General features: G+C 68.7%; 26 protein-coding genes and 1 pseudogene. 9 read left to right on the forward strand and 18 right to left on the reverse strand.

The window, feature by feature from the left end; genetic code table 11:
* Window positions 1–35 precede the first annotated feature (35 nt).
* From AC2YHJ_RS05370 to AC2YHJ_RS05405, 8 genes are all read right to left on the reverse strand, one after another.
* Window positions 36–1,007 (reverse strand): Bug family tripartite tricarboxylate transporter substrate binding protein, encoded by a 972-nt coding sequence (locus tag AC2YHJ_RS05370; protein ID WP_487394473.1) that lies wholly within the window; start codon window positions 1,005–1,007, stop codon window positions 36–38.
* Between the two features lie 60 nt (window positions 1,008–1,067).
* On the reverse strand, window positions 1,068–1,481 hold the full coding sequence (locus AC2YHJ_RS05375; RefSeq protein ID WP_487394475.1) for a DUF3830 family protein: 414 nt from the start codon (window positions 1,479–1,481) through the stop codon (window positions 1,068–1,070).
* A gap of 85 nt (window positions 1,482–1,566) precedes the next feature.
* On the reverse strand, window positions 1,567–2,610 hold the full coding sequence (locus tag AC2YHJ_RS05380; protein WP_487394476.1) for a C-terminal binding protein: 1,044 nt from the start codon (window positions 2,608–2,610) through the stop codon (window positions 1,567–1,569).
* A gap of 22 nt (window positions 2,611–2,632) precedes the next feature.
* On the reverse strand, window positions 2,633–3,532 hold the full coding sequence (locus AC2YHJ_RS05385; RefSeq protein ID WP_487394478.1) for a carbohydrate ABC transporter permease: 900 nt from the start codon (window positions 3,530–3,532) through the stop codon (window positions 2,633–2,635).
* Window positions 3,533–3,544: 12 nt separating this feature from the next.
* On the reverse strand, window positions 3,545–4,498 hold the full coding sequence (locus tag AC2YHJ_RS05390) for a carbohydrate ABC transporter permease (RefSeq protein WP_487394480.1): 954 nt from the start codon (window positions 4,496–4,498) through the stop codon (window positions 3,545–3,547).
* A gap of 59 nt (window positions 4,499–4,557) precedes the next feature.
* Entirely contained in the window at window positions 4,558–5,898 is a 1,341-nt protein-coding gene (locus AC2YHJ_RS05395; protein ID WP_487394481.1) for an ABC transporter substrate-binding protein, read from the reverse strand.
* A gap of 38 nt (window positions 5,899–5,936) precedes the next feature.
* Window positions 5,937–6,983, reverse strand: a complete 1,047-nt coding sequence (locus tag AC2YHJ_RS05400) for an ABC transporter ATP-binding protein (protein ID WP_487394482.1) — start codon at window positions 6,981–6,983, stop codon at window positions 5,937–5,939.
* A 53-nt stretch (window positions 6,984–7,036) separates the two neighbouring features.
* Window positions 7,037–8,665 (reverse strand): thiamine pyrophosphate-requiring protein, encoded by a 1,629-nt coding sequence (locus AC2YHJ_RS05405; protein WP_487394483.1) that lies wholly within the window; start codon window positions 8,663–8,665, stop codon window positions 7,037–7,039.
* Window positions 8,666–8,899: 234 nt separating this feature from the next.
* Between AC2YHJ_RS05405 and AC2YHJ_RS05410 the strand changes: the two genes are divergently transcribed.
* From AC2YHJ_RS05410 to AC2YHJ_RS05420, 3 genes are read left to right on the forward strand one after another with little or no spacing between them, the layout of a single operon-like run.
* Complete coding sequence (locus AC2YHJ_RS05410) at window positions 8,900–9,385, forward strand: tripartite tricarboxylate transporter TctB family protein (RefSeq protein WP_487394484.1); 486 nt, start codon at window positions 8,900–8,902, stop codon at window positions 9,383–9,385.
* Window positions 9,386–9,389: 4 nt separating this feature from the next.
* Entirely contained in the window at window positions 9,390–10,883 is a 1,494-nt protein-coding gene (locus tag AC2YHJ_RS05415; RefSeq protein WP_487394485.1) for a tripartite tricarboxylate transporter permease, read from the forward strand.
* Window positions 10,884–10,917: 34 nt separating this feature from the next.
* A complete protein-coding gene (locus tag AC2YHJ_RS05420) occupies window positions 10,918–11,907 on the forward strand; it encodes a tripartite tricarboxylate transporter substrate binding protein (protein ID WP_487394487.1) in 990 nt (329 codons plus the stop codon).
* 39 nt (window positions 11,908–11,946) lie between these two features.
* On the opposite strand, the gene AC2YHJ_RS05425 is transcribed toward AC2YHJ_RS05420, so the two are convergent.
* Genes AC2YHJ_RS05425 through AC2YHJ_RS05435 form a run of 3 tightly spaced genes read right to left on the reverse strand, consistent with a single transcriptional unit; the run spans window position 11,947 to window position 13,921 of the window.
* A complete protein-coding gene (locus tag AC2YHJ_RS05425) occupies window positions 11,947–12,738 on the reverse strand; it encodes an enoyl-CoA hydratase/isomerase family protein (RefSeq protein ID WP_487394488.1) in 792 nt (263 codons plus the stop codon).
* Window positions 12,735–13,445 (reverse strand): metal-dependent hydrolase, encoded by a 711-nt coding sequence (locus AC2YHJ_RS05430; RefSeq protein WP_487394490.1) that lies wholly within the window; start codon window positions 13,443–13,445, stop codon window positions 12,735–12,737. Before AC2YHJ_RS05430 ends, AC2YHJ_RS05425 begins: the two co-directional genes overlap by 4 nt.
* A 17-nt stretch (window positions 13,446–13,462) precedes the next feature.
* Window positions 13,463–13,921 (reverse strand): MaoC family dehydratase, encoded by a 459-nt coding sequence (locus AC2YHJ_RS05435; protein ID WP_487394492.1) that lies wholly within the window; start codon window positions 13,919–13,921, stop codon window positions 13,463–13,465.
* Window positions 13,922–14,018: 97 nt separating this feature from the next.
* Between AC2YHJ_RS05435 and AC2YHJ_RS05440 the strand changes: the two genes are divergently transcribed.
* The gene (locus AC2YHJ_RS05440) at window positions 14,019–15,224 is read left to right on the forward strand and encodes an MFS transporter (protein WP_487394493.1); all 1,206 of its coding nucleotides are present in this window, start codon (window positions 14,019–14,021) and stop codon (window positions 15,222–15,224) included.
* A gap of 10 nt (window positions 15,225–15,234) precedes the next feature.
* Here AC2YHJ_RS05440 and AC2YHJ_RS05445 read toward each other — a convergent pair whose 3' ends face one another.
* Complete coding sequence (locus AC2YHJ_RS05445) at window positions 15,235–15,903, reverse strand: hypothetical protein (protein WP_487394494.1); 669 nt, start codon at window positions 15,901–15,903, stop codon at window positions 15,235–15,237.
* Window positions 15,904–16,004: 101 nt separating this feature from the next.
* The gene (locus AC2YHJ_RS05450; protein ID WP_487394496.1) at window positions 16,005–16,601 is read right to left on the reverse strand and encodes a HupE/UreJ family protein; all 597 of its coding nucleotides are present in this window, start codon (window positions 16,599–16,601) and stop codon (window positions 16,005–16,007) included.
* 107 nt (window positions 16,602–16,708) lie between these two features.
* Here AC2YHJ_RS05450 and AC2YHJ_RS05455 point away from each other — a divergent pair, with 107 nt between their 5' ends.
* Window positions 16,709–17,485, forward strand: coding sequence for a sterol desaturase family protein (locus AC2YHJ_RS05455; protein ID WP_487394498.1), 777 nt, complete (start codon window positions 16,709–16,711; stop codon window positions 17,483–17,485).
* A 67-nt stretch (window positions 17,486–17,552) separates the two neighbouring features.
* On the opposite strand, the gene AC2YHJ_RS05460 is transcribed toward AC2YHJ_RS05455, so the two are convergent.
* Entirely contained in the window at window positions 17,553–19,964 is a 2,412-nt protein-coding gene (locus tag AC2YHJ_RS05460) for a recombinase (RefSeq protein WP_487394499.1), read from the reverse strand.
* Window positions 19,965–20,202: 238 nt separating this feature from the next.
* Between AC2YHJ_RS05460 and AC2YHJ_RS05465 the strand changes: the two genes are divergently transcribed.
* The 4 genes and pseudogenes from AC2YHJ_RS05465 to AC2YHJ_RS05480 all read left to right on the forward strand — a co-directional run bounded on the left by AC2YHJ_RS05465 (window position 20,203) and on the right by AC2YHJ_RS05480 (window position 22,127).
* Entirely contained in the window at window positions 20,203–21,006 is an 804-nt protein-coding gene (locus tag AC2YHJ_RS05465) for an RMD1 family protein (protein WP_487394500.1), read from the forward strand.
* 36 nt (window positions 21,007–21,042) lie between these two features.
* A pseudogene (locus tag AC2YHJ_RS05470) lies at window positions 21,043–21,180 on the forward strand (helix-turn-helix domain-containing protein); the annotation flags it as partial.
* Between the two features lie 248 nt (window positions 21,181–21,428).
* Window positions 21,429–21,701, forward strand: coding sequence for a helix-turn-helix transcriptional regulator (locus tag AC2YHJ_RS05475; protein WP_487394656.1), 273 nt, complete (start codon window positions 21,429–21,431; stop codon window positions 21,699–21,701).
* Between the two features lie 66 nt (window positions 21,702–21,767).
* On the forward strand, window positions 21,768–22,127 hold the full coding sequence (locus AC2YHJ_RS05480; protein WP_487394502.1) for a VOC family protein: 360 nt from the start codon (window positions 21,768–21,770) through the stop codon (window positions 22,125–22,127).
* 1 nt (window position 22,128) lies between these two features.
* Here AC2YHJ_RS05480 and AC2YHJ_RS05485 read toward each other — a convergent pair whose 3' ends face one another.
* The 4 genes from AC2YHJ_RS05485 to AC2YHJ_RS05500 form a co-directional block, all read right to left on the reverse strand.
* Window positions 22,129–23,508: a GDSL-type esterase/lipase family protein gene (locus AC2YHJ_RS05485; RefSeq protein ID WP_487394503.1), complete on the reverse strand. Its 1,380-nt coding sequence runs from the start codon at window positions 23,506–23,508 to the stop codon at window positions 22,129–22,131.
* Window positions 23,509–23,637: 129 nt separating this feature from the next.
* Window positions 23,638–25,023: an amidase gene (locus tag AC2YHJ_RS05490; RefSeq protein ID WP_487394504.1), complete on the reverse strand. Its 1,386-nt coding sequence runs from the start codon at window positions 25,021–25,023 to the stop codon at window positions 23,638–23,640.
* On the reverse strand, window positions 25,020–25,214 hold the full coding sequence (locus AC2YHJ_RS05495) for a hypothetical protein (protein ID WP_487394505.1): 195 nt from the start codon (window positions 25,212–25,214) through the stop codon (window positions 25,020–25,022). The genes AC2YHJ_RS05490 and AC2YHJ_RS05495 overlap by 4 nt, the downstream gene beginning before the upstream one ends.
* A gap of 69 nt (window positions 25,215–25,283) precedes the next feature.
* Window positions 25,284–26,468: a pyridoxal phosphate-dependent aminotransferase gene (locus AC2YHJ_RS05500; RefSeq protein WP_487394507.1), complete on the reverse strand. Its 1,185-nt coding sequence runs from the start codon at window positions 26,466–26,468 to the stop codon at window positions 25,284–25,286.
* Between the last annotated feature and the right edge of the window lie 40 nt (window positions 26,469–26,508).

Below are 26,508 nucleotides of genomic sequence, written 5' to 3' on the forward strand. Positions count from 1 at the left end.
GCCGTCCTACCGCCGATCTCCGGCGGCCGGAAGCGTCAGCCCGGACGCAGGCCGAGCCGGTCGATCAGCGCAGCTTCCTGCTGCACCATCTCCCGCAACAGGGCGGCGTAGTCGGCGCTGTTGCGGTATTCCGGCAGCATCTCGTAGCGGTCGCGCATCTCGATGAAGCCGGGATCCTGCATGGCCGCAGCGAAGGCTTCGTGCAGGCGGGCCGTGACCGGCGCCGGCAGGCCGGCCGGCGCAACGATGCCGAAGGGCGTCGTCACGACCTTGTTGTAGCCGAGGTCGTTCAGCGTCGGGACATCGGGGAAGCGGCGTAGGCGCTGCGGCGTCCAGGCCTGGACGAAGACCGCCTGGCCGCCTTCGACCAGCCCGGCCATGCTGGTGGAACCCGCCATCAGGTCGATATGCCCGCCGATCATGGCCTGGGACCCGTCCGCATCGCCTCGGAAGGGAACATGGGTGACGTCGAGCCCTTCGCGCTGGCACAGCTCGGCCAGATGCACATGCGGCGTGCCATTGGCACCCGTGCTGCCGAAGGTCAGCTTGCCGGGATTGGCGCGCGCCTCCTCGACAAAGCTGCGCCAGCCATTGGCGAAGCGGCCGGCCTTGGCAGCGACCACGAAGGGATAGCCGACCACGCAGATCACCGGCGTGAAATCCCGCAGCGTGTCGTAGGGCAGGCGCTGGAGGATCTGCACCCGGATCGCCGAGGCCGGGAACTGCGTCAGCGTGTAACCATCGGGCCGCGCCCGGGCGACCTGGGCAGCACCGAGGGTGTTGGCCGCACCCGGCTTGTTCTCGATCACGATGGGCTGGCCGAGCAGCTTCGCCGCGGCCTCGGCCAGCGCGCGCATCGAAATGTCGGTCGTCCCGCCCGGCGGGAAGGGCACGATCAGGGTGATCGGGCGGGTCGGGAAATTGACAGTCTGCGCCTGCACGACCGCCGGCGCGGCGAGCGCGCCAGCCAGGATCGCGCGGCGTCGCAGATGTAAGTTTTTGAACATTCAAGATTTCCTCCGGTTTGACGGCCGGAGGCTACAGCGCCACCCGTGCGGCAACAACCATCAGGCCGGGCGGAAGGTGATGGGCTTGGCGCCGTCCCACAGCACGGACCGGCCGACGACGGCGAGGCGATCCAGCCCCTCCCGAATCGTCAGCACATGGTTGCCGGCGAGTTGGCCGGCCTTGGAGGCGAAGCAGGTTGGGCCATAGGCGACCAGGATCTCGGTCTCGGAAACCCCGCCCGGATAGACGATGACCTGGCCCGGGGCCGGGTATGAGGTGGCGTTCTCGAAGCCGATGCCGAGGTCGAAATCGCCCATCGGGATCCAGCAGGCCTCACCCGACCAGCGAACATGGATGATGCGGTTGCTGTAGGGGACGAAGTCGCGGAAGCGCGCCACGGTCTTGGGCGCGTCCTTCGTTTCGTAGAAGGCCTCGAAGATCTCGCCGCCGATGTCGATGATGACGTCCGCCACGCCGGTCGCTCCTGCTGGGGTGATGCGCCGGTGTAGCGGTTCGGCGCGCGGGGGAAAATCCGTTTCCCCCACGCGCCGGCCGGTATCAGGAATTCGGGCCGCGCTCCATAGAATAGGGCTGCCAGCGGCGGAGGCTCGACTTCTCGAGCACCGTCGGGTTGACGCAGGACAGCGGCCATTTGCCTTGCAGCGTCAGCGCCAGTTCCTGCCCCACGCGGCGCTTGCGCGCCGGGTCGAAGCGCGACGAGGCGGAGGCGTTGTGCGGGGAGAGGATGATGTGCGGCATCCGGTGCAACGGATTGTCCTGGCGGGTCGGCTCGATCTCGAAGACATCGAGGCCGGCGCCGGCGATCCACTTCTCCTCCAGCGCCTTGATCAGCGCAGCCTCGTTCACCGTGGGGCCGCGGCCGGTGGTGATGAAGAGCGCATTCTTCTTCATCTGGCGGAAATGATGCTCCTTCAGGAAGCCGCGCGTCTCGGGCGTGTCCGGCAGGTGCATCGACACGAAATCGGAGGTGGAGAGCAGTTCCGACAGGGAAGCCGGTTCCACGCCGAGCGCGGAGAGGGTCAGTTCCTCCACAAACGGATCATAGGCCTTGAGGTGCAGGCCGAAGGCCTTCGCACGCCGGGCGGTCGCGCGGGCAACACGGCCGAAGCCGATGAAGCCGAGCGTCTGGCCCATCAGGCGCGGGATCTGCAGCAGTTGCGGCCGGCCTTCCGACCAGCGGCCCTCGCGCACCATGCGGTCCTGCTCGATGCAGCGGCGATGTGTCGCCAGCAGCAGCATCATCGCGTGGTCGGCGACTTCCTCGATGAAGGTGTCAGGGCAGTTGGTGACGGGGATGCCCTTCGCCGTCGCGGCCGCGACATCGACATAGTCCACGCCCACGGTGCCGAGCGCAATGTGGCGGCACTTCGACAGCGCGTTGATCATCGCCGCGGAGAACTTCATGCCCTTGGCATAGACTGCATCCGCCTTTGGCGCGGCGGCGATGAAGCCTTCCTCCGTCGCCGGGCATTCGATGATCTCGGCGTCGAGACCTTCGAGCGCCTCCATCTCATAGTCGTAGCCGCCGCCCTGCGTCGTGAAGGACGCGCCCGCGGGCGTCAGGATCGTGTACTTCGCCAAGGGTGTTCTCCTGTTGAGACGCCTATTCCTTCACCGCGCCGGTGAGGGAGGAGACGTAGTAGTCCACGAAGAAGGAATAGAAGATCGCGACCGGCAGGGAGCCCAGCAGCGAGCCCGCCATCAGCGCGCCCCACTGGTACACGTCGCCGGTGACGAGCTCGGTCAGGATGGCGACGGGAACGGTCTTGTTCTCGCTGCTCTGGATGAAGGCGAGCGCGTAGATGAACTCGTTCCAGGACAGCGTGAAGGAGAAGATGCCCGCGCTGATCAGCCCTGGGACGGCCAGCGGAAGGGTAATCTGGCGCAGGATCTGCAGCCGCGTCGCGCCGTCGATCAGCGCACATTCCTCGAGCTCATAGGGGATCGACTTGAAGTAACCGATCAGCAGCCAGGTGCAGAACGGCACAAGGAAGGTCGGATAGACCAGGATCAGCGCCATCGGGCTGTCGAATAGGCCAAGCTGGAACACCATCGTCGCCAGCGGGATGAACAGGATCGACGGCGGCACGAGATAAGCGAGGTAGATCGCCAGGCCGACATACTGGCTGCCCTTGAAGCGCAACCGCTGGATCGCATAGGCGGCGAGCGTCGAGGACAGCAGCGAGAGGAAGGTCGCGCAGACCGCGACCGTCATCGTCGTCAGCAGCCACCGCGGATAGGCCGTGCCGAACAGCAGCAGGCGCAGGTGATCGAGCGTCGGCGAGGTGATCCAGAACGGGTTGTGCGTCCGGTAGTCATAGAGCTCGGCATTCGGTTTGAAGGCCGTGATCGTCATCCAATAAAAGGGAAACAGCAGGATGATCAGGAAGCAGATCAGCGGCAGGTAGATCGTCACCATGCGCCGGGACTTGCTGTCCCAGGTCATCGTCTCCGGCTGCGCGGTGGCAGCGTTGGTCTGCGGGGCTTCGGCGGTCGCGCTCATGGGGCAGCCTCCTCAGTCGTTCGACTCGCCCTGCTGCCACTTCCGGCGCGCCAGGGCGAAGTAGGAGAACAGGGTCGCGAAGACGAGGAAGGGGATCATGGAGACAGCGATCGCAGCCCCCTCCCCCAATTGCCCACCGGGGATGCCGCGCTGGAAGGCGAGCGTGGCCAGCAGATGCGTCGAATTCACCGGCCCGCCACGGGTGATGGCGTAGACCAGTTGGAAGTCGGTGAAGGTGAAGATGATGCTGAAGGTCATGACGATCGCGAGGATCGGCAGCAGCATGGGGAAGGTGATGTAGCGGAAACGCTGCCAGGACGAGGAGCCATCCAGCAGCGCCGCCTCATACAGCGAGGGCGAGATGGTCTGCAGCCCCGCGAGCAGCGAAATCGCCACGAAGGGAATGCCGCGCCAGACATTGGCTGCGATCAGCGACCAGCGCGCCGGCCAGGCGGTGTTGATGAAGTCGATGTTGGTCTCGCGCAGCCCGAGTTCGATGAAGATGTAGGAGATCACCGAGAACTGGGGATTGTAGATCCACCAGAAGGCGATTGCCGTCAGCACCGTGGGCACAATCCAGGGCAGCAGGATGATGGCGCGCAGCATCGACTTGAACGGCAGGTGGTTGTTCAGCAGCAGGGCCAACCACAACCCGAGCCCAAACTTCCCGATGGTCGCAACGCCCGTGTAGAAGACGCTGTAGAAGACCGCGTTCCACCAGATCGGGTCCTCGAGCATGAACTCGAAATTCTCGAGCCCGACCCAGACGCCGCGGCGCCCGATCGTCGTGTCCGTGAAGGCGAGCCAGATGCCAAGGCCGAGCGGATAGGTCAGGAAGACCATCAGCAGGCCCACAGCGGGCAGCAGGCACATCACGACAAGCAGCGGTTTCCAGTCGAACAGCCTGGACAACCAACTCTGGTCCTTGGCCTGTCGGACCCAGCCTTCGGCGGCGGTGACGGACATCGGGGATACTCCCAGGAAGGCCGGCGACGCCGCTGAAGGCGCCACCGGCTCCGTTCACGTCAGCGGCGGAAGATCCGGCGCGCGCGCCGGTCCGCCTCACGCATGGCGGCCTCGGGCGTCGCCTGACCGGAGGCGACCGAGGCGAACATCTGGACCAGCACGTATTCGGCATTGGCCTGGCCGGAGGCTTCCGAGATCGGCCCCTTATACCCGTTCCAGAACTGATTGTTCATGCTGTCACGGAACAGGGCGATCTTCGGATCGCTGCTCCACACCGCGCTGTCCTTGTAGGCGTTCAGCGGCTGCGCCCAATAGCCGAGGTTGGCGTTCAGCCAGGGCTCATATTGCGGCTGCTCCATCAGGAACATCAGCAGCGCCTTGGCCGCATTCGGGTAGCGGCTGTGCTTGAACACCATGGCATTGAGCGTGAGCGGCGCGCTCGGCCAGGAGCTCGCCACACCCAGCGGCATCACGGAATGCTCGGTGTCATCGGCGATGGCGCGGGTCGCGGGGTCGTTCTTCAGCGCGAAATACAGCGACACGCCGTTCGAGGTGACGAACAGCGTGTTCGCCGCATAGGCTTGGTTGTTGCTGATGTCGCCCCAGGAGATGGTGCCGCCATCCACGAAGGTCGGATACAGTTCCTTCAGATAGTTCAGCGCCGCCAGCGTCTCCGGTTTGTTCACCGAGACGGCGCCGGACTCGTCGGTGATGGATGCGCCATGCGTCCACATCAGCCAGTTGGCGAAGCCATTACCGTCACCGACCGCATTGCCGAGCGCGAAGCCTGCCGGCTTGCCAGCCTGGCGCAGCTTCTTGCACATCTCGAGGAAGCCCGGCATGTCCGTCGGCGGCGTCTGGTAGCCGATCGAATTCACTGCCGACTTCCGCCACACCAGCGGCCCCGCGGTGCCGCCGAAGGGCAGGCCGATCCAGTTGTTGGTGCCGTGCTTCTTGCCGAGCTTGTTGCCGACGAACATCCAGCCGCCGTATTTGCGGCCAAGGTATTCGGCGACGTCGGACACCTCGACCAGTTTGTCCACATAGATGTGCGGCGCGTCGCCGAAGCCGATGATGACGTCCGGCCCGGCGCCGGTATTCGCGGTGACCGCGGTCTGCTGGTTGATATCCTCCCAGCCCACGAAATCGACGCGCACCTGCACGCCGGTCTGCTGGGTGAAGCGCGCGCAGTTGGCGCGGAACACTTCCTCATCCGGGGCGACGAAGCGCACGGGGCGCAGCATGCGCAGCGTCGCGCCGCTTTCGATCGGCAGGGCCGGCGCCGCGACGCCGGACGCCGACTGCACGGCTGTCTGCGCATAGACGTCCCCGCCGGCGGCGAGCGCGGCCATGCCGGCACCCGCCCCGAGGATGCTGCGTCGTGTGATGATATTGGCCATTGTTCGTTTCCTCTCCCTGGTTGCTTGCGGCAGCGTCGCTAGATCCGCTGGCCTGTTGCCTTGTCGAAGAGATGGATCAGCGCCGGGTCGGGGTTGACGCGCAGCGTCTCCCCGTGGCGGGTGGCGATACGCTCGCGGAAGGCACCGAGCAGATGCGCCCCGCCGACATGCATGGTGACCTGCGTCTCCGACCCCGTCGGCTCAACCACATTCACCACGCCATCGAGGCCCTGCGGATCAAGCCGCAGATGCTCGGGGCGGATACCGTAGATCACGTCGCCCGAGGCTGGCGCACCCGGGGGCAGCGGCCAAGCGGTGCCGCCCGGCCCGCGGAACGCCCCGCCTTCGATGCGCCCTTCGATCATGTTCATCGCCGGGGACCCGATGAAGCCCGCGACGAACAGGTTGGCCGGGCGGTCATAGAGTTCAAGCGGCGCGCCGGCCTGCTCGATCCGGCCGTGATTCATCACCACGATCAGGTCGGCCATGGTCATGGCCTCGATCTGGTCGTGGGTGACGTAGACCGTCGTCACCTTCAGGCGCTGGTGCAGTTCCTTGATCTCGGAACGCATCTGCACGCGCAGCTTGGCGTCGAGGTTGGACAACGGCTCGTCGAACAGGAAGACCTGTGGGTTGCGCACAATGGCGCGACCCATCGCCACGCGCTGGCGCTGCCCACCCGAAAGCTGGCGCGGAAAGCGGTGCAGCAACTGCTCGAGGCCGAGGATCTTCGCGGCCTTCTGCACTTCCCGCTCCATCACCTCCTTCGGTGCGCCGGCGAGCTTCATGGAGAAAGCCATGTTCTGGAACACGGTCATGTGCGGGTACAGCGCGTAGTTCTGGAACACCATGGCGATGTCCCGATCCTTGGGGGGGACGTTGTTCACCACCCGCCCGCCGATCGAGATCTCCCCGCCCGTGATGTTTTCGAGCCCCGCGAGCATGCGCAGCAGCGTGGATTTGCCGCAGCCGGACGGCCCGACAAGCACGACGAATTGCCCGTCCTCGATGCCCACACTGACCCCATGCAGGATCTGCGTGCTGCCAAACGCCTTCCGCACCTCGCGGATATCGACCGTCGCCATTCAGCCTCCCTGATGCCCGGGCGGGTCGCACCCTGCCTCTTGGCCGTTCATCCCTACAGGCGGGATACGGCAGTTTCCTTGGACGTGATGAATTCGAGCAGCGCCGGAGTTCCGTTCCTGGTCTGCTCGATGCCACGCTGGATCGCGGGGATGATGTCGGCGATCTTGGTTACCCTTTCGCCGTAGCCCCCGAAGGCGCGCGCCATGGCGGCATAGTCGCCCGAAATATCGGTCGAACGGTACTTCTCCGTGCTGACCGGCATGACCTTCAACTCGATCGCCATGGAGAAGTTGTTCAGCAGGATGGACAGGATGGGGATGCGCTCGCGCACCGCCGTCTCGAAATCCATGCCGGTGAAGCCGATCGCCGCATCGCCCCAGACATTGATGCAGAGCTTGTCCGGCGCCGCGAGCTTCGCCCCCATGGCCAGCCCCAACCCATAGCCGAGCTGCGTCGTCTTGCCCCAGCCGAGGTAGGACAGCGGCGTGCGCGATACCCAGAAGGGCGAGAGCTGGTCGCGCGGGCTGCCGGCATCATGGGTGATGATGGTGTTGTCCACATCGACCGTGCGCCACAGGTCGCGCAGCACGCGATAGGGGTTCAGCGGTTCCGCATCGCTGTCGGTCTTGGCCGCCCAGGCGGCGAGCCATTCGGCGCGGTGTTCCTGGATCTCCTTCGCGACTGGCCCGTGGTCGCGCTTCGCCTTCACGCGTCCGGCAAGTTCGGCGATCAGCGCATCGAGCGTCAGCGCCGCATCGCCGACCAGCCCGATCTCGCAGGCAACGTCCTTGTTCAGGTGGTCGGGGTCGAGCGTGGCGTGGATGATCTTCTTCCCCGCCGGCATCTTCACGCCGAAATTCGTCTCCGTGAACGAACAGCCGATGCCGAGGATCAGGTCGGCATTGTCGAGGAAATGCCGCACCGGCTTCGGAATCGCCAACCCGCCCGACCCGAGCGCCAGCGGATGATCCTCCGGGAAGGAGGACTTGCCGCCGAGGCTCGTGGTCACCGGCGCGGCCAGCAGTTCGGCCAGCGCCTTCAGCTGCGGCCAGGCCCGCGCCCAATGCACGCCGGTGCCGGCATAGATCACCGGCCGCTTCGCCGCCGCGATCGCATCCGCCGCGCGGGCCACATCCGCCGGGTCCGGGCCGTAGCGCGTCGCGATGACGGGCGTATAGGCCAGCGGCTCCGGCACCTCCTCGTTCCACATGTCGGTCGGGATCTCGACCAGCACGGGGCCTCCGCGCCCGTTCCTTAGCCGCGTAAAGGCACGACGAAGGATATTCGGCACCTCGGCGGCAGAGGTGATCGGCTCGGCCGACTTCGTGATGCCGCGCATCTGGACCGAGGAATTGAAGTTCGGGTCGATATGCGCGAGCCGGCGCGGATAGCCCATCGGTAGCACCAGCACGGGAATGCTCTCCCCGTAGCACTGAGCAACGCCGCCATAGGCGTTCTCCGACCCCGGCCCATGCTGCATGCAGAACGCACCGATCGTCCGGCCCGAGGTGACACGGCTGATCGCATCCGCCATGTGCAGTCCGATGCGTTCCTGCCGCACCATGACGGGGCGGATGTCGATCTCCGCCGCGTGCTCGATCAGGTGATTGACCGGATAACCCGTGAGGATCTGGATGCCCTCACGCTTCATGATCTCGGCGATTGCCGCGCCCAGCTTCATCGTGCCGTTTCCTCATTGCCGGCACTCTGACGGCCCGGCTGCTATGGCAGCCTAGCCACCGCTTCGCCGTGCCGGCAACCCCTGCCGTGTGCTGCCTAAGCCGCAGGCACCGCTTAGCAAGCGCAGTCACGCACCCGCACGCTTAACAAGTACGGCACGGCCTAGCCTCCGCGCCTGTCCATCGACTAGCCTTCCATCAAGCGCGGTCAAGCCGCGCAGGGGAGGGGCGACAAGATGCATCTGTCGGACCGGGTGACCGGCGGCTTTCTCGTGCTGCTGGGTGCCCTCGCCTTCTGGGGTGGGTCGCGCCTGCCTGCCGTGCCCGGCCAGGATGTCGGCCCGGCCGTCTTCCCGATGGTGGTGGGCGGCGGGCTCGTCCTGTGCGGCCTGCTGATCGTCCTCGGCATCGGACAGAGCTTCGAGGAACCCGACCCGGAGCCGATCGAAGCGCATGAAGGCCTCGCCCGCTGGCTCGGGTCCCGCCGCGTCCTCGCCGCCCTGGTGCCGCCGGCACTGCTGGTTTTCTACGTCCTCGCCTCCGAACCGCTGGGCTTCCTGCTCACGGCCTTCGTGATGGTGCTGGTCGCAGCACTCTGCCTCGGCGCGCCCCTGCGGCTGGCGACCGCCATGGCCGTCGGCGCGCCGCCCGTGGTGCATCTGGTGTTCTACAAGCTGCTGCGAGTGCCTTTGCCCGAAGGGCTGCTGGCGGCGCCATGGTGATCGCATGACCGCCTTCATCGAAGCGCTCTGGATGGTCGCGGCAGCCGATGTGCTGATCGCGATCATGGCCTCCGCCATCTACGGCCTGGTCGTCGGCTCACTGCCCGGCCTGTCCGCCACCATGGCCACGGCACTGCTCGTGCCGGTCACCTTCTACCTCTCGCCCATCGCGGCGGTGGCGACGATCATCACGGCATCTGCCATGGCGATCTTCTCTGGCGACATCCCCGGCGCGCTGATGCGCATCCCGGGCACGCCCGCCTCGGCGGCCTATACCGACGAAGCCTATGCCATGACCCGCAAGGGTCAGGCGGAACTGGCGCTCGGCGCGGGGCTGTGGTTCAGCGCGATCGGCGGCATCGTCGGCACGCTGTCGCTGGTGCTGATGGCTCCGCTGCTCGCGGAGATGGCGCTGTCCTTCTCCACCTTCGAGTATTTCTGGCTCGCCTTTCTCGGCCTGATGTGCGCGACGCTGGTGGCGCGATCCTCGCCGATCAAGGCCATCGCGGCGATGCTGCTCGGGCTGTTGTTCGCCTGCGTCGGCATCGAGAATCCGGGCGGCGTGCCGCGCTTCACCTTCGGCGTGACCGACCTGCTGGGCGGCATCGAGCCGATCCCTGCCCTGGTCGGCGTCTTCGCCGTCAGCGAGGTGATGCGTGCCATGACGACGCCGGAGCCCCCGCCGCTACCGCGGCGGCGCTTCGGGTCGATCCTTGCGGGGCAATGGGGACTGACGAAGAAGTACCAGTGGCCGATGTGGCGGGGGAACATCATCGGCATCATCATCGGCGTGCTGCCCGGCGCGGGCGCGGACATGGCGGCCTGGGTGTCCTACGCCATGTCGAAGAAGTTCTCAAAGGAATCGGAGAAGTTCGGCACCGGCCATCCTGAGGGGTTGGTCGAGGCCGGCGCATCGAACAACGCCTCCCTCGCCTCCGGCTGGGTGCCGGCGCTGCTGTTCGGCATCCCGGGGGACACCATCACGGCGATCGCCATCGGCGTGCTCTACATGAAGGGGCTGAACCCCGGGCCGACGCTGTTCACCGAACGCGCATCGTCGATGTACGCGCTCTACATCATCTTCGTGCTGGCCAATATCATCATGATCCCGCTCGGCATCGCGATGATCCGCATGGCCTCCCTGGTGCTGCGCGCCCCGCGATCCGCGGTCATGCCGGTCATCGTGCTGCTCTGCGCGGTCGGCGCCTTCGCCACCGGCAACAACCTGTTCTCGGTGCTGCTGGTCGGGCTGTTCGGCATCGTCGGCTTCGTCATGGAGCGCAACGGCTACCCGGTGGCGGCGATGGTGCTGGGCATCGTCATGGGCACGATGGTCGAGCAGAACTTCGTCACATCGCTGATCAAATCCGACGGCGACATCCTGCCCTTCTTCGAGCGTCCCGTCTCCTCGGTGCTCGCCGCCATGGCGATCGCTGCCCTGCTCTGGCCCGCCGGCGTCTGGGTGATGCGGCGCTTGCGGCCGGCCGAAGCCGCTTGATAGCGTCGTTGCACTGCCAGGAGGAAACCAAGAAATGACCAAATTCACCCGCCGCGGCGCGCTCGCCGCCGGCGCCCTTGCCGGGTTCGCGCCACTTGCAAGGCCGGCGCTCGGCCAACCCCGCTACCCCGCCCGCCCGGTCCAGGTCATCGTGCCCTGGGGTGCCGGCGGCGGCACCGATGCCACCGCCCGCATCGTCGCAGCGCTGCTTGAGAAGGAGATGGGCCAGCCCTTCAACGTCGTGAACCGCACCGGCGGGTCCGGCGTCGTCGGTCACGCCGCGATCGCCCAGGCCGCCTCGGACGGCTACACGATCGGGATGATCACGGTCGAGATCTGCATGATGCATTGGCAGGGTCTCACCGAGCTCAAGCGCACCTCCTACACCCCGCTGGCCCTGATGAACGAGGACCCGCCGGGCGTGCAGGTGAATGCCAGCTCGCCCTACCAGGACATCAAGCAGCTGGCGGACGCGATCAAGGCGAGCCGTCCGGGTCAGTTCAAGGCATCGGGCACCGGCCAGGGCGGCATCTGGCACCTCGCGCTGGCCGGTTGGCTCGGCGCGATGGGGCTGCGCGCGGACCATGTGCGCTGGGTGCCGTCCAACGGCGCGGCGCCGGCGATGCAGGACCTCGCGGCCGGCGGGCTCGACATGGTGACCTGCTCGGTGCCGGAGGCGCGCGCAATCATCGAAGCCGGGCGCGCGCGGTCGCTCGCGGTGATGGCCCCGCAGCGCAATCCGCAATTCGCGAACGTCCCGACGCTGAACGAGACGCTGGGCATCAACTACAGCGTCGGCGCCTGGCGCGGCATGGCCGCCCCGCTCAACCTGCCGGCGCCCATCGCACAGCAATTGACCGCGGCGATGCAGAAGGTGTGGAACAGCCAGGAGTTCAAGGACTTCATGAACGCCCGCGGCTTCGGCATGGTCTGGGGCGATGCCGCCGGGCTGTCGCAGCACATGGAACGCACCGATGCGACGCTGGGTGCGGCGATGCGCGAAGCGGGCCTCGCCCGCGGGTGATGGCGCGGGCGGCGCCGGGAACACCGGCGCCGCCGTCCTTCAACGGCCCTTGAAGACCGGCTTGCGCTTCTCTGCGAAGGCGGCGAGCGCTTCCTTCGTATCCTCGGTCTTCGCCAGCAGCGCGGTCTGCGTCTGCTCGTACACATAGCCTTCGCGCAGCGGCATGTATTCGTTCAGCGTGAAGGCGCGCTTCGCTGCCTCGACCGCGAGCGGCACCTTGCCTGCGATCTCCTTCGCCATGGCCTGCGCCGCCGGCAGCAGATCCGGCTTCGGATAGCAGCCGGACGCGACATTCATCCGGTACAACTCGACCCCGGACAGCCGCCGCGCCGTCATGAGGAACATACGCGCATCGGACTGGCCGAAATGCCGTAGCACATGTTTCACCCCGCCCGCGAGGCCGACATCGACCTCGGTCATGGACATGAAGGCGTCCTCCGCGACCAGGATGATGTCGCAGACCAGCGCCAGCACGCAGCCCGCCCCGATCGCGGCACCATTCACCGCCGCGATCACGGGCTTGCTGCATTCCATCACGCAGTCGAAGCCCGCGCGCACCGCGCGGCTGTGGCGCGGATACGCACCGCGCGCCGCGGCATTCGGCCTGTCCTTCAGATCCGCCCCGGCCGAGAAGGTCTTGCCCGCGCCGGTCAGGACGATGGCGCGCACCTCGTCGGTCTCGTGCAGCACGTCGAAGATGCGCGTGATCTCGTCACGGAACACGCCGTTCTGCGCATTGACCGGCGCGCGATCCATGAGGACGGTTGCCACGCCCTCCGAAACCTCGATGCGGAAAACCGTCAGGTCGTCCAGTCCGGGCAGCGTGCTCATGCGGTGAAGGCCACGCCCTTCTCGGGCACCAGCACCTTCGCATTCGCCCCTTCCATCGCCGCGACGAAGCCCGAGGCATCCGGCAGCAGCAGTCCGAAGGTCGCGTAGTGGCAGGGGATGGCGGTGCGCACGGATGGCAGGAAGCGCTTGACGGCAAGGGCCGCGCTGCGCGGCCCCATGGTGAAGCGGTCGCCGCAAGGCACCATGGCGATGGACGGCTTATACAACTCGTCGATGAGCGCCATGTCCGAGAAGATGTCGGTGTCGCCCATGTGATAGACGACCGGCTCCGCCTTGTCCTTCGGCGTCACCACGATGCCGTTCGGCAGGCCGAGCGCCTGCGACACGCCATTCGCATCCATCTCCGAGGAGGAATGGAAGGCGATGGTCAGCGACACGCTGAAGTCGCCCTGATCCGTCGTGCCGCCGGTGTTCATCGGGTCGAGCGCGGTGAGACCCTGCCGCGCGAGGAACATCGCAAGGTCGTAGTTCGTCACCAGCTTCGCCCCGGTGCGCTTGCAGATCGCCACCGTGTCGCCGATGTGGTCGCCATGCCCATGCGTCAGCAGTACATGGGTCGCACCGGCGCTGGCCGCTTCGAGGTCGCCGCCGAAGGCCGGGTTGCCGGTCAGGAAGGGATCGATCATCACGACCGAGGAGCCGAATTCCAGCCGGAAGGCGGAATGGCCGAACCAGGTGATCTTCATCCGTCGTGCTCCGTCGCTCAGGGAAAGGTCATGCGGATGGTGTCGGCGATCAGGGCCGGCTTGTCCTTGCCGTCGATCTCCATGGTCTGGCGCACGACGATGCGGTGCGTGCCGCCCGCGCCGTCATCCACGCCGACCAGCGCCTGGCGCAGCCGCACGCGATCGCCGGCCTGCACCGGGTTGATGATGCGCACCTTGTCCGATCCGTAGTTCAGCGTGCGCGACGGCCAGGACACCTTGTAGACGCCGCCGCCGAGCTTCGGCAGCAGCGACAGCAGCAGGTAGCCATGCGCGATGGTCTTGCCGCCCGGCATCTCCTTCTTCGCACGTTCCACATCGACATGGATCCACTGGTGATCACCGGTGACCTCAGCGAAGCGGTCGATCATCTCCTGCGTCACTTCCAGCCAGTCGCCGACACCGAGTTCCTGGCCGATCAGCGCCTTCAGGGCGTCCGGCGTTTCCACCACGCGCATGCGTTCCTCCTTACCTTCGGGGCGCGGAGTGTCGTGCGGGGCCGCGCCGCGATCAACCCCGCTTCCGGCCGTGACGATGCCGGCATAGCCTGCCGCGATGCCCTTGCTTCCCGGTACGCCGCGATTCATCGCCGCCATGGTCGCGGCCCAGGTGCTGACGCAGATCGGCGCCTTCACCCTGCCCGCGTTGTTGCCGGTCTACATCGACCGCTGGTCGCTCTCGGGCACTGAGGCCGGCTGGCTGATCGGCATCTTCTTCGCCGCCTATGTCCCTGCCGTGCCGCTGCTGCTGGCGCTGACCGACCGCGTGCCGGCGCGGCGCATCTATCTGGTCGGCACGAGTGCCACGGCTCTCGCGCATCTCGGCTTCGGGTTGCTTGCGGGGGATTTCTGGTCGGGGCTGTTCTTCCGCGCACTGGCGGGCATCGGCTGGGCCGGCGCTTACATGCCAGGACTGAAGGGGATCGCCGATCCGCTGACCGGCAGCGCGCAGACCCGCGCCGTCTCCTGGCACGCGGCCGGCGTCGGATTTGCGGGCGCGCTGTCCTTCGCCATGGCGGGCGCGGTCGCCGCACTGGCCGGGCCGGATGCCGCCTTTCTCGCCGGGGGCGTCATGGCCGCTGGGGCCTTCGCCATCGCGCTGACCATCCTGCCGGATACACCGCCACCGAAGCGCGCCGGTGGTGGGCGTCTGCTCGACTTCCGCCCGGTGCTGCGCAACCGCCGCGCACTCGCCTGGATCGCCGGCTACTGCGTGCATACCCTGGAAATGGCGGTGCTGCGCGCCTGGGGCGTGGCCTTCCTCGCCGCATCCTTCGCCGTGACAGCGCCACCCGACTGGCTGCCCGGACCGACGGTGCTGTTCACCATTGCCGGGGTCATCGGCATCGTCGTCTCACTGACGGGCAACGAGGCCTCCGAACATTTCGGCCGCGCGCGCATTGTCGCCGTCGCGATGCTGGGCGGCGCCGCATTGTCGCTGGTCACGGGCTTCAGCGCGGGTGCGGCACCCCTGGTCGTGGTGGCGCTGGTGTTTGCGTGGAACGCGGCGATCTACCTCGACAGTTCGGCGCTGACGGCGGGAACCGTGCAGGCGGCAGACCCTGCACTGCGCGGCGCGACGATGGGGCTGCATTCCATGGCGGGCTATGCGGGTGGCTTCGCGGGGCCGCTACTGACCGGCGTGGTGCTGGACCTCGCAGGCGGGGACGGCGCCCTCGCCTGGGGGCTCGCCTTCGGGCAGGTCTCGCTGATCACGCTGGCCGGCTTCGCCGTGCTGCGATGGCTCGGCCGGCAGGCGTGATCGCGTCGGCTCAATCCGCCGCGAAGCAGTAGAACAACCCCGCCCCGCCCGTGCTGCGCAGCCCGTCGGGCGTGCAGCCGCGCGAGGGGTGGGACGTGTTCCAGGACCGCGCCGGCGGCGCGTCGCCAATGCCGATGCGATCGTGATGGCCGACCATCGCCGATCCTTCCGCTTCGCCATAGGTCCAGTTGCGGCAGGTGCGGTCCTCGGCGCCGGCGAAGGCGGTGCCGTCGGCCTGTGACCCCGTCAGGATGTCATGCGTGTTCGGCGTGTCGCCGCGGCCGTTCACCACCGCGCCGCGCTCGGTCAGCGCCGTCTGCTTGGTGAGGTTGTTGCTGTCGCTGTGCAGGTCCTCGACGCTGCGGGCGATGACGACGCCCTGCGCATTGGTCCACGGACCGCGCCCGATCCGGTCACGCGCATTCACCGCCGCCGCACCGCTGGCGGCGCTCGTGCTGAGATAGGCGCGCCAGTTGCGCCCCCCGAACCCGGCGGCCATGGCCAGCGCCTGGCAGTGCGCATCCGCCCCGGCAAGGCCGCCGAGGTCACCACCCCGCCCAGGGCCGACGCTGGTGACGAAGAAGGTCGTCTGGCCCGGCTGGGGCGCTTGGGCGAAGGCGGCAGGGGTGATCGACACCAACGCGGCACACGCGATGGTCAGCGACATGGTCTTGGTCATGCGGCTCCTCCCAATCCGCGCCCTGTGGTCCGGGCGCTGTGGCGGGAGAATGGATCAATCCGCGCCGGCGGACGAATCCCGTTCCTAAACCGGTCCGATCCTCAGGCCATCAGCGCCGCGACGAAGAACAATCCGCCCGCTACCGCCGCACAGACGCCGGTCGCCTCGCGCAGCCGCGGCAGATGCGCCCCCCAGCGACGCGCCAGCAGCATGACGCCGAGGCCGATGGCCGACTGTGTCAGTGCCAGCGCAGCAAGATAAGCGACGAGCACGCCCTGCTCGGCGCCGATGATCGCCTCGGCGAAGGCGTGGCCGTGGAACAGGCCGGCCAAGCCGAAGATGACCGGCAGCAGCGTCGCGGGCAGGCGGCGCCACAGTAGCGACAGCCCGGCCACGAGGACGGAGAGCGCCACGACAGCCTCGACCGGGCCGAGGCCGATCCCCGCCACATGTACCAGGCTGCCGCCGAAGCCGCCGAGCACGAAGGCGATGATGGCGAAGACACCGCTGCGCAACGGCAGGGCCGCCGCCAGAACGCCGGCGGCGATCAGGAAGGCGAGGTGGTCGGGCCCGATCACCGGGTGGCCGACGCCAGAGGCAAAACCCTGCCACAGCGTCGCGGGCGTGGTGCCGCCCATGGGATGGTGGGCCAGGGCGGGCAGCGGCATCAGGGCAAGCAGGGTGGCGAGGCGCTTCATGGTCGTCTCCTTGGCCGCGCATGCTCGCCGCTGCGGGCCGCCCCTGCAAGGGCCGGCCGAAGGCGCTACATCTGTGGCCTATGCTCGCGCAGGAACCCGTCATCCGCTTGTCCGTCTTCGCCGCCGTGCTGGTGACGATGGCCCTGCTGGAGCACGCCTTTCCGCGCCGCCCGCAGCGGCTCGCCTGGCGGCGGTGGCCGTCCAATCTTGGGCTGGTGGCGCTGTCCTCGGTGCTGCTGCGGCTGGTCGCCCCGGCCGGGGCGGTGGGCGTGGCGATCTGGGCGGAGGGGCGCGGGATCGGGCTGATCCCGGCACTGGGCGTGCCGGGCTGGGTGGCCGGGGCCGCCTCGGTCGTGCTGCTCGACCTGCTCGTCTATCTCCAGCACCGGGTCTTCCATGCGGTGCCGATGCTGTGGCGACTGCATCGCGTCCACCATGCGGATCCGGAAATCGATGCATCCTCCGGCCTGCGCTTCCATCCGGTGGAGATCCTGCTTTCGCTCGGCATCAAGGCGGCGGCCGTGGTCGCGCTCGGAGCACCACCGGAAGCCGTGCTGGTGTTCGAGGTGCTGCTGAACGCGACGTCGCTGTTCAACCACGCGAACCTTGCGGTGCCGGCGTGGCTGGACCGGCCGCTGCGGCTTGTGCTGGTGACGCCGGACATGCACCGCGTCCACCATTCGGAGGTCCGCATCGAAATGGACAGCGATTTCGGCTTCTGCCTGTCGTGCTGGGACCGCATCTTCGGCACGTATCGCGCCGAGCCGGCACGGGGACAACTCGGCATGGTCATCGGCGTGCAGTCCTATCGTGCCGACGCCGAACAACGGCTCGACCGCCTGCTCCTACAACCCCTACGGAACGACGAACCGGCCCCAAGGTAACGGCGGTCCAGGCCGCACTGCGGCCTGGCGGATGGGGCACGGGGAAGGCGGCGCCTTCCCGGTTCCTTCAGATGGGACAGACCCCCGCCTCGCATTGCAGCCGCGCGAGGTCCACGGCCTCCGCCAGCCCCGGATCGCGAATACCGGCCACGACCCGGCCGAACTGCGCCTCCGACACCTCCTCCTCCGGCAAATACTCATAGCCGAGGTCGCGGTCGGGCCGGCTCGGCAGCACCGCGCAGCAGCGCAGATGCGGCTGATGGGTCCGCAGCAGGGCGCGGAAGTCGTCGAGCCCAACGCGATCGGTCGCGATCTTCAGCGTGTAGGAGACCTGGTTGCCGCGCTCCGCGCCGATCCAATGGCGTTCGAGCAGCATCAGCCAGCGATACTGCTCATCCGGCGTGGCCTCGGGCGCCGTCACCAGGCGAGCACCGATGCCCAGGCGCTGGATCAGCGGCAGCGTCGGGAAGCCAACGACGGTCACGCCCGGAAAGGTGGCGAGCGGACGCAGCGGATAGCCGCGTTCGGCGTAGTGCGCGATCAGCGGATCGCCATCGGGCAGGAAGCCGCCCTGCCCGTCCGGCCCGCCACGGAACTGCACCCAGCGCAGATATTGCCGGCGCGCGGGCAGATGGGCGCCCTCGGTCAGGCCGAACAGCTTGCTGGTGGTACCGGCAGGCTTGACGGTCGTCACCGTCACCGGCGGCGCCATGCCAAGCGCGGCGGCGTACCGCGTCGCTTCCTCCTTCGCTGCCGCCGACAGATGCGCGAGCGCATCCCAGAACGGCTTCGCGCGGGCCTCGTCGAGCAGGTCCCGGAAGTCGAGGCCGAAGCGCGCCCAGGCCCATTCATGCAGCCCGGTGGGGCCGATGCCGATACGGTTGGTACGCGCGACCTCCGCGGCATAGAGCGAGTCCATCCGGTTCACCCGGATCAGGAACCGCACGCCGAGGCGCACCGCATCTTCCACCCGCGCATCCCAGGCGCGCGCGACATCCTCGGGCAAGGCGCCGGGGACCAGGGCATCCAGTGGCACCGGGCAGGCCAGCAGCGGCGCGAAGTCGGAAATCACGCAGTAGCCGCCCGTGACATGCAGCACGACCTCGCCGCACGGGTTGGTCGTGACCGGGAAATGCGTGGTGGCCGCGCGGCGGGCGACGTCCTCGAGCAAGGCGGCGCCGTCCTCGACGCGATAGCGGGCGGAACCGGCCTCAGCCGTGGCGGGCTTCGCCCGCGCGAAGCCGGTGCGCGCATCCTCCAGCCTGTCGCCATTGATGAAGCCAGGCTCGCCGTTGACGTAGGCGCAGGCGGTGGCGGCTTCGAACAGCGCGCGGGCATGGCGCGTCAGGGGCTCGTCGTCATCGCCCCCGAGCCGTGCCCAGAACTCCGCATCGACCATCAGCGAATGGTTCGCGGTCCACAGCCCGCCTTCTGCCTTCAGTCGCACGAATCGCAGCGCGCCGGGATCGCGCCAGGATTTCGTCGCCATGCGCGCCGCACGGCGCGCGCCGCCGACCTGCACCTCGGTGGACAGGATGTGATCGGCGCGCAGCGCCTGTTCCCAGGGGCGCAGCGTCTCGCCATCGAGGTCGCGGTCGCGCGCGGCCTCGATGACATCCCGCCGCAGGTTGATGAAGGCGCGCAGCAGCGACAGCGGGCCGGAGGCCGGGCGCCCCTGCATGCCCTGGATCGGCGCGCCGAGCGGGCGCACCTGCGACAGGTCCAGCAGCAGGGTGCGGCCACGCTCGCGCCGGAAGGCCATGCCCTCCAGGATCTCGACCGCCTTGGCCCAGCCCTCGCGCGTGTCGGCGATGACATGGTGCTGCGCATCCGCCGGCACGCGGGTGAGGTCGTGGACCATCTCCCGCGCCAGGAAGTTGCGCACATCGGCTTCCTCGATGTCGCCGAAGGCGTCGGGCCCCATGCCCCAGCGCAGCAGGCCGAACTCCACGCCGAAGCGGTGCAGCGATGCGCGATCCTTCGGCCAGTCGGGATGGCTGGGCGAGAGGTACAGCAGCAGCGACGGCGCATCGGCCCAGTCGACCGGGCAGAGATCGTCGTCATAGGCGCGGCCGACACCGGCGCCGTTCAGCAGCAGGTAGAATTTGGTGAAGGACGCACCGGCGGTGGCGCAGTTGGTGAAGACCTCCATGTTGCGCAGGGCCTGGCTAGGATCGCCGTGCTGCAGATGCCGCCCCGAGGTGACCAGCGCGCCGGTGGCGATGGCGTTGCGCAGCCGCGCCTGTTCCTGCCGGTCAGCCGCGGATGGCGGGCGACCGAGTAGCGCCAGGCTGCCCGCCGCGACACGGTCGGCAACGCGGCCGAAATCCTCGGCATCTTCGGTGCGCAGCACGGTGCGCCGCGCGACGGCCAGACCCATGCCGGGATCGAAGCCGCGGGCCGGCAGCGGCACATCGCCAAAGGAAGCGCCGGGCGGCGCAGCATCAGCCTGGGGGGCGGGGGTGAAGCCGTCCATCATGTCCTCCGCCGTCGGACGGCGGGGGCTCCGACAGCACACCCAATATAGGGGGTCGGCTCGCCGATTTCACACCACATCTCGACATTGTGGGTCATGGACATGGGACGGACCGCCGCGCAGGCTGGCCCGTCGCGCCTGCTTCGCCCGAGGTCGCCATGACAGCCCTTCCGCCGATCCCTTCGCCGAACACCGCGTCGCGCGTCGCGCATCGGCCTGCCGGCATCGGAGGTGAGATCGCATGACCACGCCCGACACTCCGCGCATCCGCGCCCGCGCCCTGCTGCTGGGCGAGCGGCTCGATCACCGGGGTCTGCCGCGCGAGGGCGCACCGACTATCGACCCGGTGCCGCTCGCGACACCAGAAGGCTTCACCGCCTTCGCCTTCCGCTGGGGCGCGGTGGTCTTCATCGGGGCGAATGCTGAGCAGGAGGCCGCCGTGGTGGAGATGCTGAAGCCGCGCCTGACCAATGCGCTGCCGAAGCCGATCGAGGAGGCCGCGCCGATCACCGAAGGGGCCGAGCAGGACGGCGTCGATCCCGACGGCGTGATCCGCCTGCGCGACCTGTCCATCGCGCGGCTCGCGGTCGTGGCCGATGCGCTGGCAAAGAGTGCCGCGCTCGCGCATCAGGAAATCCTGCTGGCCGAGGCGCTGGACCGGCTGGAGCCCATCGTGACGACGCTGCGCACCGAAGGTCGGCTCGCGGCGTCATCGCGCGCCCTGCACCGGCAGATCGGCCATGCGCTGGCCGCGCGCAGCCGCACCACGGCACGCGTCGAGGCCGAGGACAAGCCCGAGTTGCTGTGGGATCACCCGGCGCTGGAACGCCTGCATGCGCGCCTGGCGGATGAGTATGAGTTGAAGGAACGCAGTGCGGCGCTCGACCGCAAGCTGACGCTGATCTCCGACACCACGGAAGGCGTGCTGTCGTTGATCCATGGCCGCCGCGCACTGGGGCTTGAGGTCGCGGTGGTCGTGCTGGTGGGCATCGAGGTGGTCTTCACCGTCTGGCAGTACGTGGTGAAGCCCGTGCTGGGACTGTGACGCTGCCATGTCGCGCGCGGCCCGCTGCTGGTGCTGATGCAGGCGCTGCGACGGCACCGCCGCGCGGTGACGGCGGCCGACCTGGCCGCGGAACTTGGCGTGTCCCTGCGCACCGTCTATCGCGACATCGCGACGCTGGCCGCCGAGGGCGCATCGATCGAAGGTGCGGCGGGTTTAGGCTACCGGCTGCGCGAGGGCTTCTTCCTGCCGCCGCTGATGTTGACGGAGGAGGAGGCCGATGCGGTGATGCTCGGCCTGCGCCTGGTCGCGGAACGCGGCGACGCCGCACTCGCGGAGGCCGCCGGGAAGCCTTCGCGAAGATCGCCGCGATCCTGCCGCCGGCGATCGAGGAGGCCGCGGCGGCGAGCCCGCTGCGCGCCGGCCCATCACCGGAGCGCGGGGCATCCCCATTCCTGGGTGCGATCCGCGCGGCGATGCGAAGCGAACACAAGGTGCGCCTACGTTATGTCGATGGCGCCGGTGCCAGGAGCGAGCGCACGGTCTGGCCGATCGTCATCGGCTTCTTCGCCGCCACCGAGGTGCTGGCCGCCTGGTGCGAGCTGCGCCAGGACTTTCGCCACTTCCGCCTGGACCGCATCGCCACGGCGACCACCCTGCCGGATCGCCTGCCGCAGCGGCGCCGCGTGCTGCTCGCGACCTGGCGAGCGCAGGCGGCACCCGACGACGCGCCGTGACGCCTGCTGACAGATTCCGACGCGGCTGCCCGGCATGCTCCGACCCGCAGCAAAGGAGCAACGGCCATGGCCGATCCCACCCTCGTCATCCTCTATGTCGATAACGTCGCGCGCAGCGTGGCCTTCTATGAAGACCTGCTCGGCACGCCGCCGGACGAGGCTTCGCGGGGCTTCGCCATGTTCCGCCGCCCCGGCGGCATGGGCCTTGGCCTGTGGATGCGGGGCGGCGTGGAACCGGCGCCGGGTTCCGCCGGCGGCGGGGAACTGGCCTTCGCGGTCGCCAACGTGGATGCGACCCACGCGGATTGGACGGCTCGCGGCGTCGCCATCGCGCAGGCACCGACCGACATGGATTTCGGCCGGTGCTGCGTCGCCCTTGACCCTGACGGTCACCGGATCCGGGCCTTCACGCCGGGCGCGGGGTGACCTACCGGCGCGGCTCGCGCCGCGCGGGCGGGGCTGGGGCGGCAAGGCCAAGGGCATCGATCGGCACTGCCTCGGCCATCGCCATCAGCCCGGCACGGTTCGGATGCAGCCGGTCGCCGGCCCCGCCCACCGTGCTGTTGGGAATGAAGGGCGGTTTCAGCTGCCCCGTCGCCTGGTCGATCGTCACCGCGTCGAAATCGGCGACGGCGTCGAAATTGCCGGGCGCGCGGATCCAGGCATTGATGGCGCGGCGCCGCTCATCGACCTGCGGCGTGCCGTGCCCACCATTGTAGCCGAGCGCCGTCGTCAGCGTCGCGCCGACGACGCGAATGTTGCGCTCACGCAGCCGGCGGACGCCGTCGCGCAGCCCCGCGATCACTTGGTCCGCGGTTGCCTCGGCGGAACCGAGGTCGTTGATCCCTTCCATCCAGATCACGGTCCGCACGCCTGAGACCTGCAGCACGTCGCGTTCCAGCCGCGACAGCGCGGAAGGCCCACCCGGGATCGGATCCTGCGGCGTGTAGTTGGCCGGGCTCTGCACACGGTTGCCACCGATGCCGGCATTCACGACCGACACGCGGTTGCCAAAGCGCGCACGCAGCCGGCGCGACAAGGTGTCGGGCCAGCGATCATCGCCGTTCATCGTGGTGTTCGTGCCGTCCGTGATGGAATCGCCGAAGGCGACGATCACCGCCGTGCCGGCTGCCGCGCGCATCTCGACCATGTCGAGGAAGAACCAGGAGGCCGTGGTGTAGGGGAAGGCGGCGTCGCTCTCGCCGCGGGCCTGATCGCCCGCGCCGGGCGGGGTCAGGTAGCTGGTGGTCAGGGACTTGGCGTGCCAAGTCATCGGCCCGGTCGGACCAGGAAGATGGAAGCTGACCGCGAGGCGCCGCCCCTCCAGCAACGGATCGCCCAACCCGCGCACGAAGGGCAGCGCGACGGCATCGCTCCAGGCCGTTGCACCGGGCGCGATGGTGACGCTGGGTGCGCCGCCAAAGGTGACCGGGCGGTTGGTGCCGCGCGCGACATTGCCCCCCACACCTTGCAGACCGACCTGCAGGCCCTGGATCACCAGGGGCCGCGTGCCGAAGGCGTTGCTGAAGCGCAGCCGTGCGGCCGGCCCCCAGATGTCGGGCCGGACCATCATGCGCATCGTCTGGTCGCGCGCCCCTTCCGCCGGGACCGGGAAGGCGAAGGCCTGGTCGGGCTGGGCCGATGGATTGCCCGACGGATAAGGCCCATGCGCCGAGGCAGCCCAGGCGCCTGCCCAGACGCCATCGCGCGGCGGCCTGCGACGCTGTTCCTGGGCGATGGCAGGGCTGGACATCACGGCGAGCGCGAAGGGCGCATGCAGCAGCGGGCGACGGCCGAAGCTTCGCATGAAGGTTTCCTCCTTGTCCGGCGTCTGGCGCGGCCGGTGGCGAAAACCTGGACCCGGCATGCATCGCGCGGCAAGGGGCGCGGACGAGAGTCCCGGCGCGCTGGCCGCGAAGCGCGCCGGGACTGCGTGTCAGCCCGCCATGGCTGGGCGCCGCGCCCGCCAGGTCGTCGCCTGTTCATAGGCATGCCCGGCGCGCAGCACCGTCGCGTCCTCGAAGGGCCGGCCAACCAGTTGCACGCCGACCGGCAGCCCGCCCGCCCCGAAGCCGGCACAGACAGTCAGCGCCGGCTGCCCGGTCAGGTTGAAGGGCATGGTGAAGTTGGGCGACTGGAAGGACGCCCATTTGCCCATCTCGGTAATCAGCCGGGCCTCGCCCGGTGAACTCGCGGTCAGCAGCAGATCGCAGCCTTCCATCGCCTTCGCCACCGCGTCGCAGAGCTCCCGCCGCCGCCGCTGCGCCTGCAGGTAGTCGGCGGCCGAGATGGTGCCGGCCAGTGCCAGGCGTTCGCGCAGGACCTCGCCATAGTCGCGGAACTTCGTGCGCAGCCAGGGCTCGTGCACCGCGAAGGCATCGGCGGCGAGGATCAGCCACCCCGCCGCGTTGAAGTCATGCAGCGAGGGCAGCGTCACCTCCGTGACCGTCGCGCCGAGGCCCTCGAGCGTCTGCACCACATGCGCGATACCGGCGGCCATGCCCGGGCTAACCGGGCAATCCACCTCGTGGAAGTGCCGGATCACGCCGATGCGCAGGCCCTTCACGCCATTGTTCAGCCCCGACCGCAGGTCGGGCTTCGGGCGGTTGGCCGAAGACGGGTCGGCAGGATCATGGCCGGTCAGCGCATCGAGCATGATGGCGCAATCCTCGACCGTCCAGGCGAGCGGCCCGACGGTGTCGAGCGAATGCGACAGCGGCAGCACACCGCGCCGCGAGCACAGCCCATAGGTCGGCTTGATCCCCGCCGTGCCGCAGAGCGAGGCGGGCATGCGGATCGACCCGCCGGTGTCGGACCCCGTCCCGCCCAGGATCACGCCCGCCGCCAGCGCCGCCCCGGTGCCGGACGAGGAACCGCCGGTGAAATGCGCCGTGTTCCAGGGGTTTCGCGCCGGCGGCCAGGGCAGGTCGAAGGACGGCCCGCCCCAGGCGAATTCGTGCGTCGCCAGCTTGCCGAGCATCACGGCGCCGGCCTCGGCCCAGGCCGTGACCGCGGCGGCGTCGGCGGCGGGCACGTGGTCGATCAGCACGCGGGAATGCGCGGTGGTGGGGATGCCGGCGGTCTCGTAGATGTCCTTGTGCCCGATCGGGATGCCGTCGAGCGGCCCCTTCAGCGTGCCGGCCATCTGCCGCGCCTCAGCGGCCTTGGCCTGTTGCAGCGCGGCCTCCGGCGTGAAGCGGATGAAGGCGTGAATCTCCGGATTCAGCGCCTCCGCCTTGGCCAGGCGGTCCTTCATGAACTCGACGGGCGAAATCTGCTTCGCGGCGATCTGCTTCGCCGCCTCGGCGATGGTCGGGATCATCGCGTCGCCCCCTTCGGGGCGAAGGTCAGCGCCATCTCGGCGCCAGCGTTGCGTGGCGTGCGCACGCGCCGGGCCATTTCCAGCATGTGGCCGGAGACGGCACGGATGCCCTCCTTCTCGGCTTCCGTCAGCGGCAGGCCGTGTCGCTCCATCAGCGCGTCGAACTGGGGCTTGTCCATCGGCTCGGGCATCGCTCTCTCCTCGCGGCAGGCGTCCAGTATGGACGCCGGCGCGCGGACGGGAAGCCCTGGGCCGGTGCGTCAGGCCGCAACCAGAGCCGCCGCGACGCGCGTGCAGGCGGTGCGCAGCCGTTCCTCGCTCTGCGCGAAGCACAGGCGCAGATGCCCCTCCCCGCCCGCGCCGAAGGCCGCGCCGGGGGCAAGGCCGACGCCTGCGCTGCCCAACAGCGACTTCGCCAGCGCCAGGCTGTCGGTGCAGCCGGCCACGCGCAGGAACAGGTACATCGCCCCTTCGGGCCGCGGCGCCGTCACCCCCGGCACCGCTCCCAGGATATCGAGCGCAAGGTCACGGCACGCGCGGTAGCGCGCCCACGTCTCGGCGATGAAGCCATCGCCCTGGTCGAGCGCCACGACGCCCGCATGCTGCACGAAGGTCGGCGCGGAGGACATGTTGAACTCGTTGAGCTTCGCCAGGCTGTCCATCAGCGCCGGGGGTGCCGCGATCCAGCCCAGCCGCCATCCCGTCATCGACCAGGACTTGCTGAAGGAATTCACCGAGACGACGCGATCCTCAGCCGTTGCGATGGACAGAAAGGACGGCGCCGCGTCGCCCGCGAAGTACAGCCGTTCATAGACATCATCGGCCAGGATCCAGGTGCCCGTCCGGCGACAATGGTCGAGGATGACGCGCTGCTCCTCCGCGCTCAGCGTCCAACCAGTCGGGTTGCCCGGGCTGTTGAGGAAGATCAGTCGCGTCGCCGGCGTGACCGTCGCGAGCAATTCATCCATGTCCACGCGCCAGACACCATTGACGATGCGCAGCGGCAGCGGCGTGACACGCGCGCCCATGACCCGAGCGATGCCATCCATGTTCGGCCAGGCGGGCATCGGGATCACGACCTCGTCACCCGGGTCCAGCAGCGCCTGCGCCACGAGCATCAGCGCATTGACGCCCGAGGCAGTGACCGCGATCCGTTCTGGCCCCATCGGCCGGCCGTTGCGGTTCAGATAGCGGGCGATCGCCTCCCGCAGCGGGGCGATGCCGGGATTGGGGGCATAGAAGGTCTCCCCGGCATCGAGCGCGGCCTTCGCGGCATCCCGGATGAAAGCGGGGGTGACGGTGTCGGGCTCGCCGAAGAACAGGCGGATCAGGCCAGGAATGTCGCGCCCGGCCTCCGACACCTCCCGGATCAGGGAGCCGGGGATGTCATCGAGGGTGGGGCGCGGACCGTTCTGGAAGGGCATCATGGCCATGGTGGTAGCCAAGCACGCCGCGCCTGGACAGGGCCATGCCGCCCGGGCTTAA

Source organism: Roseomonas sp. SRI_022 (assembly GCF_057586215.1).

Bases quoted from the DNA above. Each gene is read 5' to 3' on its own strand.
- AC2YHJ_RS05370 (WP_487394473.1), bottom strand. From the start codon at position 1,007: ATGTTCAAAAACTTACATCTGCGACGCCGCGCGATCCTGGCTGGCGCG.
- AC2YHJ_RS05385 (WP_487394478.1), bottom strand. From the start codon at position 3,532: ATGAGCGCGACCGCCGAAGCCCCGCAGACCAACGCTGCCACCGCGCAG.
- AC2YHJ_RS05390 (WP_487394480.1), bottom strand. From the start codon at position 4,498: ATGTCCGTCACCGCCGCCGAAGGCTGGGTCCGACAGGCCAAGGACCAG.
- AC2YHJ_RS05395 (WP_487394481.1), bottom strand. From the start codon at position 5,898: ATGGCCAATATCATCACACGACGCAGCATCCTCGGGGCGGGTGCCGGC.
- AC2YHJ_RS05400 (WP_487394482.1), bottom strand. From the start codon at position 6,983: ATGGCGACGGTCGATATCCGCGAGGTGCGGAAGGCGTTTGGCAGCACG.
- AC2YHJ_RS05405 (WP_487394483.1), bottom strand. From the start codon at position 8,665: ATGAAGCTGGGCGCGGCAATCGCCGAGATCATGAAGCGTGAGGGCATC.
- AC2YHJ_RS05410 (WP_487394484.1), top strand. From the start codon at position 8,900: ATGCATCTGTCGGACCGGGTGACCGGCGGCTTTCTCGTGCTGCTGGGT.
- AC2YHJ_RS05415 (WP_487394485.1), top strand. From the start codon at position 9,390: ATGACCGCCTTCATCGAAGCGCTCTGGATGGTCGCGGCAGCCGATGTG.
- AC2YHJ_RS05420 (WP_487394487.1), top strand. From the start codon at position 10,918: ATGACCAAATTCACCCGCCGCGGCGCGCTCGCCGCCGGCGCCCTTGCC.
- AC2YHJ_RS05425 (WP_487394488.1), bottom strand. From the start codon at position 12,738: ATGAGCACGCTGCCCGGACTGGACGACCTGACGGTTTTCCGCATCGAG.
- AC2YHJ_RS05430 (WP_487394490.1), bottom strand. From the start codon at position 13,445: ATGAAGATCACCTGGTTCGGCCATTCCGCCTTCCGGCTGGAATTCGGC.
- AC2YHJ_RS05435 (WP_487394492.1), bottom strand. From the start codon at position 13,921: ATGCGCGTGGTGGAAACGCCGGACGCCCTGAAGGCGCTGATCGGCCAG.
- AC2YHJ_RS05440 (WP_487394493.1), top strand. From the start codon at position 14,019: ATGCCCTTGCTTCCCGGTACGCCGCGATTCATCGCCGCCATGGTCGCG.
- AC2YHJ_RS05445 (WP_487394494.1), bottom strand. From the start codon at position 15,903: ATGACCAAGACCATGTCGCTGACCATCGCGTGTGCCGCGTTGGTGTCG.
- AC2YHJ_RS05450 (WP_487394496.1), bottom strand. From the start codon at position 16,601: ATGAAGCGCCTCGCCACCCTGCTTGCCCTGATGCCGCTGCCCGCCCTG.
- AC2YHJ_RS05460 (WP_487394499.1), bottom strand. From the start codon at position 19,964: ATGATGGACGGCTTCACCCCCGCCCCCCAGGCTGATGCTGCGCCGCCC.
- AC2YHJ_RS05465 (WP_487394500.1), top strand. From the start codon at position 20,203: ATGACCACGCCCGACACTCCGCGCATCCGCGCCCGCGCCCTGCTGCTG.
- AC2YHJ_RS05480 (WP_487394502.1), top strand. From the start codon at position 21,768: ATGGCCGATCCCACCCTCGTCATCCTCTATGTCGATAACGTCGCGCGC.
- AC2YHJ_RS05485 (WP_487394503.1), bottom strand. From the start codon at position 23,508: ATGCGAAGCTTCGGCCGTCGCCCGCTGCTGCATGCGCCCTTCGCGCTC.
- AC2YHJ_RS05490 (WP_487394504.1), bottom strand. From the start codon at position 25,023: ATGATCCCGACCATCGCCGAGGCGGCGAAGCAGATCGCCGCGAAGCAG.
- AC2YHJ_RS05495 (WP_487394505.1), bottom strand. From the start codon at position 25,214: ATGCCCGAGCCGATGGACAAGCCCCAGTTCGACGCGCTGATGGAGCGA.